Origin of the sequence: Actinopolymorpha alba DSM 45243 (assembly GCF_000373925.1) — a bacterium.
GTDB classification, from domain to species: domain Bacteria; phylum Actinomycetota; class Actinomycetes; order Propionibacteriales; family Actinopolymorphaceae; genus Actinopolymorpha; species Actinopolymorpha alba.
In genome coordinates, this window is record NZ_KB892717.1 from 1 (window position 1) to 6762 (window position 6762).

General features: G+C 68.5%; 5 protein-coding genes, 1 tRNA gene and 1 pseudogene. 3 read left to right on the forward strand and 4 right to left on the reverse strand.

What is annotated here, in order from left to right; genetic code table 11:
- Together B141_RS0105545 and B141_RS0105550 are read right to left on the reverse strand one after the other, a co-directional pair.
- Positions 1–300: pseudogene (locus tag B141_RS0105545) on the reverse strand (IS982 family transposase); the annotation flags it as partial.
- Between the two features lie 72 nt (positions 301–372).
- Positions 373–1122 (reverse strand): SRPBCC family protein, encoded by a 750-nt coding sequence (locus tag B141_RS0105550; RefSeq protein ID WP_020574180.1) that lies wholly within the window; start codon positions 1120–1122, stop codon positions 373–375.
- Between the two features lie 182 nt (positions 1123–1304).
- Here B141_RS0105550 and B141_RS0105555 point away from each other — a divergent pair, with 182 nt between their 5' ends.
- On the forward strand, positions 1305–1787 hold the full coding sequence (locus B141_RS0105555) for a hypothetical protein (protein WP_157180819.1): 483 nt from the start codon (positions 1305–1307) through the stop codon (positions 1785–1787).
- Between the two features lie 440 nt (positions 1788–2227).
- Here the strand turns inward: B141_RS0105555 and B141_RS39050 are convergent, their stop codons facing one another.
- The gene (locus tag B141_RS39050) at positions 2228–3772 is read right to left on the reverse strand and encodes an LCP family protein (RefSeq protein ID WP_237742622.1); all 1545 of its coding nucleotides are present in this window, start codon (positions 3770–3772) and stop codon (positions 2228–2230) included.
- 245 nt (positions 3773–4017) lie between these two features.
- Here B141_RS39050 and B141_RS0105565 point away from each other — a divergent pair, with 245 nt between their 5' ends.
- Positions 4018–5667: a long-chain fatty acid--CoA ligase gene (locus B141_RS0105565; RefSeq protein ID WP_020574183.1), complete on the forward strand. Its 1650-nt coding sequence runs from the start codon at positions 4018–4020 to the stop codon at positions 5665–5667.
- Positions 5668–5729: 62 nt separating this feature from the next.
- Here the strand turns inward: B141_RS0105565 and B141_RS0105570 are convergent, their stop codons facing one another.
- Positions 5730–6401, reverse strand: coding sequence for a phosphoribosyltransferase (locus B141_RS0105570; RefSeq protein WP_020574184.1), 672 nt, complete (start codon positions 6399–6401; stop codon positions 5730–5732).
- A 202-nt stretch (positions 6402–6603) separates the two neighbouring features.
- Here B141_RS0105570 and B141_RS0105575 point away from each other — a divergent pair.
- Positions 6604–6694: transfer RNA gene (locus B141_RS0105575), tRNA-Ser, on the forward strand.
- The last annotated feature ends 68 nt before the right edge of the window (positions 6695–6762 follow it).

A 6762-nucleotide genomic window follows, 5' to 3' on the forward strand; every position in this document is an offset into this window, starting at 1 on the left:
CACCTCCCGCGCCAGATAGTCGAGCACTTTGGCGATCAGTGGCCCGGCTGCCTTGATCCGTTTGCTGTAGCCAGGCTGTTTGGGCAGGTACGGGAACAGGTGCCCGAGCCGGCCGTAGCAGGCGCGCAGCCAGTGATGCTGGGACGGGTAACCCAACAGAACCTGGGCAACCGCCAGACAGACCAGCTCGGCATCAGTCAGTCTCTTCGGCCGACCCGGCGTCCGCTGGTGCGCCTCCACCACGTGATCATCGATGTACACATACAGTGCGGTGAGGAGGGTATCGAGGTTGTTCGTCACAAAACGACATCGGTACCCTCCGCTGCGTCAAGATCCCAGCAGCCACACCGAACAGAGTTAGGAATCACTCGTCTAGGACGTGATGACCAGCCTGGCTTGCCGCCGGCGGATGCTCCACACCGCCAGCACGATGCCGGCCAACGCCGCGACCGCTGGTACGACGGCGTACCACCTCAGCCTTCGTGGTACGCCCGCGGTCAACAAGCCGGGCTGCTCAGCTGGGACCTCCGGCTCCATCATCAGCGGAGTCGGAGTCGGAGTCGGAGTCGGAGTCGGTGGAGCCTGGGTCGGCGGAGTCGATCCGGCCACGACCCCTCCCGATGGAGTGGTGACGGTCGGCCGGACTCCCCATGGCGCGGCCACCCGCTCAGGGAGCAGGCTGGTCGCCAGGTTGTCGGCGAACTGCCGGACCAGCCGGCTCCCCGCGTCCCGCAGCATGTCGCGACCAAACTGCGCGGGGCGGCCGGTGACCGTGAGATCGGTGTGGACGTGAACGACGGTCCCCTCGCCATCTTCACAAGCGGCCGGCGCCAGGGTGGCGGTGAGCGTGGCCCGTGCCGTACCCGAGCCTCGGCGCTCCTCCCCCGCCACGTCCACCACCACGCGGCGGGCAGCGGCGTCCTTCTCGACGAACCGCGCGCGACCGGCGTACATCAGGCTGACCGGCCCCAGCCGCATCCTCATCGTGCCCGAGAACTCATCGCGCCGTACGTCGGTCAGCGTCGCACCGGGGAGGTAGGGCGCGACCTGCTGAACGTCGAGCAGCACCTCCCAGGCTTCCCCCACCCCCATCGGCACCGTGAACTCATGCTCAAAGTCCATGACGCTGCGCCTCCTTGCTGGCAGCGGGCGGGTTCGCGTTCGTCCGCGTCGCGACACCTCGCGGCGAAATGGGTGCCGTGCGCGAGGTCGGATACCTGATGTGGACGCCTACCCCGACCGTCGCCCTGACAAGCCAGCCCAGCCGCGCGGGTGGTTGGGTGGCCCGTGACAGACTCCTCCGCATGTCCGACCGCAAGCCCAAGGAATCCGTGAGCTACCGCTTTCGACCGGCCGTAGGCGTCCGCATGCTGGGTGCGGCCTGCGTCTGGCTCGGGTTGACGGTCGTCCTCGAGGTGGTACGCCGGGGCGTTCCCGCCCTTGACGCACCAATCGTGACGGCACTCGAATGGCTCTTCGTCGCGATCTTCGTCCTGGTCGCGGGCGGTGCGGCCTGGGCTCTTGTCGGACGGGCACGACTCGTCCTGGATTCTGATGGCTTCCGCAACTCCACGACCTGGCGCCGGGGAAGCGTGCGCTCAGCGCGGTGGTCGGACGTGGCCGGCGTCCAGCGGTCTGACGGCGCGGCTGGCCCGGTGTTCGTAGTGGAGCTCGCCGACGGTCGGAGCAGCCTGATCGTGTCGCGACTCCTCGACGTACCCACCGGCACCCTCGAGCACCAGCTCCAGGACCGGTTGAACACCGCACACGGTTACCGGTCGCTGTAGACCGCGCGGAGCCGGAGAAATCGGGGGATCGGCGGCGGGTCGCTCTGGGCCTTGTGCCCCCCAAGGCCCAGAACGCCGCGCCTACTCCATCACTACAGATGGTTGGCGGCAGCCTACTCGTTAGACGGTCTGGTAAACGGCAGAACTGCCGATTCATGATCACGACCGGCCACGGGCCCAATGAACCCGATGAATGGGTGCGCCGCCTCAGGTCTTGGGGGGCACAAGACCTGAGGCGGCGCTCTTCGATGCACCAGGGAGGGATGGTGCATTCGGTTTGCTAACGACCACCCTCCCGGTGGGTTACGCACCGTGCTACAAGAATTCTTCTGCGTAATCTCGACGGCGTCCAGCCCTCCACGGAGCTGTTGCCTTGTCGTTGCATTTGGCCGCCGCGGACCGCCCGAGCGAGGAGGGCGGGCGAGGAGGCTGGGCGACCCTCAGCCGGCGGGCTGGTAGGCGCAGGCGTCGTCGAGGGAGTCCGCGGCCGGCGCGGGAGTGGTCGGCGGCGGTGTCCCAGGCGTGGCCACCTTGGTAGGCGCGGGCTTGGGCGTCGCGGGCGTGGAGGCTCGCGGCTTCGGCGTGGCTGCCTTCGTGCCATGGTTGGTGCTTGCCTTCACCGCCCTGATGACCATCGCCTGGATGAGTTCGTAATCCGGGTTGGACGACCTGATGACCTTGTTGGTGAACGCGATGCTCGTGACGTTCGCTTCCTTCACCTTCATCGACAGGTCGACGAAGGCGGGAAGAAGCGCTCCCGGGATGTCGGTGAAGACGACGGACTTGGAGCTCTCCGCGATCGCTTCGTAGCGCGTGAGGACCTTGGCCGGGTCGGCCTGGTCGATGATCGCCTTCATGGTGCATCGCTGGCGTTCCATGCGCTGGTAGTCGTCGGCGCCGTAGCGACCGCGTGCGAACCACAGGGCGTGGTAGCCGTCGAGGTGTTGGTTGGGCCCGGGCTGGAGCCATCCCTTGGGCGGGATGCCCTCGTCGGTGGCGCCGCCGATCGCGACCCTCGTGTTGATGTTGACGGTGATCCCGCCCAGCGCGTTGATGAGCTGCTGGAACCCCTTGAGGTTGATAAGCACGTAGTAGTCGAGCTTCAGCCCCAGCGCGGTGCCCACGGCCATCTTCGTCGCGTCGGCGCCCGGATTGTCGCTGTCGATCAGGCCGGGGTTCTGTGCCGGAACATCCTCGTAGATCGCGTTGATCATCCACTCCAGCCGGTCGCCTGGCCCGTTGAAGACGCCGCCCGGATAGGCGTTCGCCAGCGCCGAACCCGCGGGGAACGGCACCTTCTCGAGGTTTCGGGGCAGGCTGAACAACACCGTGTTGCCGGTGTGGGTGTCGATGCTCGCGACCTGCAGGCTGTCGGGGCGGATACCGAACCGACCCTTACCGCCGTCGCCGCCGAGCAGGAGGATGTTGACGCGATCCTGACCAGCCCACGGATCGGTGCGGGTGGCGTTCTTGGGGCGCGTCGCGCTCTTACTCTCCGGCGCGGCGAAGACGTTCTCCACCACGCCTTTCTGGACCTGCGCGTAGCGTCCGCCAACCGCGAGCGGAGTCAGGACGACGAGCGCGAGGAGGGTCACGACCGCCGACCCGCCGATCCGCTGCAGGGGCGTCGCGCGAGTGGGCCGGAGCGAGCGGTAGGTGCCAACGATGACGAGCACCCACGCGAGCCCGAGAATCGGGAGCAGCGCCCCGATCAGCATGAGCGTGTCGGGCTGGACGAACCAGTGGAGGACCTCGCGTTGGCGGGAGAGGGCCAGAAAGGTCATGCCTCCGGCGAGGAGGAGAAGTACGCCGAGGACCGCCAGGCCGAGCTTACGGCGACCAGCGGCGAGGAACCCGGTGCCAGGGATCAGGGTACCGACGACTGTGAGGCCGAGCGCGGCAGCGAAGGACATCGGTGTACGGCGTTGCCGGCGTACGGCGGAACCGTGCGACGAGACTCCGGCGTCCCTCACTCTCTCAGGCATGGGCGGTATTCAATCCCACTCGGTCACGCTCCTGGCTGGGGCGGGCGACTCCAGACGTGCTGGGGTACTTCATACACCAAGGCATGACGCCTGAAGTGCCCCGGACGTTGCACCTGTCCTGATACTTCCGGATCACCCATCTGTCCTGATACTTCCGGATCACCGGCACTTCGTACGCCCGTGACCGGGCTGCGCGGCACCTGCCACCATCGTGATCGGAACGGATCCTCGACGAGGAGGTCGCCATGCACAGCACCATGCTCGACACCCCGCTCACGGTAGCTGGGGTGGCCCGGCACGGAGCGACGGTCCACGGCCGGACCGGCCGGGTCTCGACACTGACCCCCGACGGTGTCCGGCACACGTCGTACGCCGGCATCCAGCAGGAGGCGGCCCGTCTGGCCAACGCCCTCCGCGCCCTCGGGGTGACCGGTGACGAGCGGGTGGCGACGTTTATGTGGAACAACCAGGAGCACCTCGCGGCGTACCTGGCGGTCCCGTCGATGGGCGCGGTCCTCCACCCTCTCAACATCCGGCTCCCCCCCGACCAGCTGGTCTACATCGCCAACCACGCAGAGGATTCCATCGTGCTGGTTGATGCCTCGCTGCTGCCGGCGTTCGCGAGACTTTTGCCGAAACTGAGGACCGTGCGACACGTCGTCGTGGTGGGTGACGCCGACCTCGGCGGTGGAGCTGACCAGGTAGCGCTGCATTCGTACAAGGACATCCTCGATGGGCAGTCCGACTCCTTTGACTGGCCTGAGCTGGATGAGCGGAGTGCGGCCGGGATGTGCTACTCGTCGGGTACGACCGGTGATCCGAAAGGTGTTGTGTACTCCCATCGTTCGGTCGTCCTGCATTCGATGGCCCTCGCCATGGGGGACGCGCTCGCCCTCGGTCCACGCGACCAGGTGCTTCCGGTCGTGCCCATGTTCCACGTCCTTGCCTGGGGCATTCCGTACGCCTGCTTCCTGGTTGGCGCCGGGTTGGTCATGCCCGACCGGTTCCTGCAGCCGGAGCCGTTGGCGCGGGCGGTCGCGGACGAACGCGTGACCGTCGCGGCCGCCGTTCCGAGCGTGTGGGGTGCCGTCCTCGGATATCTCGACGAGCACCCGGACACCGACTGGTCCAGCCTGCGGGACGTCCTCGTGGGCGGCTCAGCCTGCTCGCGGGCGCTGATGGAGGGGTTCGAACGCCACGGGGTTCGCATCCTGCACGCCTGGGGGATGACGGAGACGTCGCCGGTCGGCACCATCGCCCACCCGCCGGTCGCCGCGCAGGGCGAGGACCACTGGCGCTACCGCCTCGCCCAGGGTCGGTTCGTGTCCCTGGTCGAGGGACGGGTCAGGACGCCCGATGGTCAGATCGCGCCCTGGGACGGTACGACAGTGGGCGAACTCGAGGTCCGTGGTCCGTGGGTGAGCGGGCGCTACTTCGGGGAGGACGGGCCGGATCGGTTCGCCGACGGCTGGCTGCGTACCGGCGACGTGGGCCACATCGACGCCGACGGCTACCTCACCCTGACCGACCGGGCGAAGGACGTGATCAAGTCCGGCGGCGAGTGGATCTCCTCCGTCGAGCTGGAGAACCACCTGATGGCGCACCCGAAGGTCGCGGAGGCGTCCGTGGTGGGCGTTCCGGACGACCGGTGGGGCGAGCGGCCGCTGGCCACCATGGTCGTGTGCGCTGGGGAGACGGTGACGGCGGCGGAGTTGCGGGACTTCCTGGTCGGCAAGGTGGCCCGCTGGCAGCTGCCGGAGCGATGGTCGTTCGTGGCGGAGGTGCCCAAGACGAGCGTCGGGAAGTACGACAAGAAGGTGCTGCGCCGGTGGTACGCCGAGGGCGAGCTCGCGGTCGAGACTCTCGCACCCCCGCCACGGGAGGAGCCGGCCTGACCCGCGGTGGGTCAGGGCCCGGGCGAGGGCGTACCAGCCCGCGAAGAGGGACGCTCGGCTGGTTAGGTTGGCGCGGAAAGCCTCTCGAGCAGCGCGCGTACCTCCGCGTCGGTCGTCGGCCGGAAGTCTTCGTACCACCGTCCGACGGCGTCGAAGGGGTCAGGCGTCAGGGGGCAGACCACCTCGTCGGTCAGCTCCTCGAACTCCGGCAGGGCCTGCGGCGGCGCCACCGGCACCGCGAGGACGACCCGGGCCGGGTTCAGGTGCCGGACCGCCAACACCGCGGCCCGCGCGGTCGCTCCGGTGGCCAGGCCGTCGTCGATCAGGATGACGGTCCGCCCTTCGAGCGACAACGGCGGGCGATCACCGCGGTACGCGGTCTCCTGGCGGGCCAGCTCCGCCATCTCCTCTTCGGTCACCTTGTCGATTTCGTGCCAGCTGATCCGCAGTTGGTCGACGACGTCCTGGTTGAGTACGCGTACGCCACCGCTGGCCACCGCACCCATCGCGAGTTCGCGGTGCCAGGGAACGCCGAGCTTGCGGACACAGAAGACGTCGAGCTGGGCGGCCAGGCGTTCGGCGACGGCAGCGGCGGTGACGACGCCTCCGCGCGGCAGGCCCAGGGCGGTGACGTCGGCACGGTGCGCATAGGCCTTCAGCTGGTCGGCCAACTGTCGGCCCGCCTCGAAACGGTCGGAATACCCGACCGTGCGGAGTCCGGTTCGCCTGGTCATGGCGCTGCGCGGGTGGCTGCTCGACGGTCGAACAGCCCTTCACCGGTCGCCCTCTTTGCACCGTACCTCGGCTCGCCTCCGGGGCGCAGATCCGGCCCGGCCCCGGCGTGACGGACCGGACAACTGCCGCGGAGGGCGGTGCGCTTTGCCCGGCCGACAGGCGGACCGCTACCCTGATCCGGCATCTTGGCTTCTGCCAAGGGGAGGCGTCGCCTAGTCCGGTCTATGGCGCCCGCCTGCTAAGCGGGTTGAGGGTTCATCCCCTCTCGCGGGTTCAAATCCCGCCGCCTCCGCGCTGAGCTGCACAAACGTGCAGGCACGGACGCCGGGCCAACCCCCTCACCAGGGGCGGCCCGGCGCG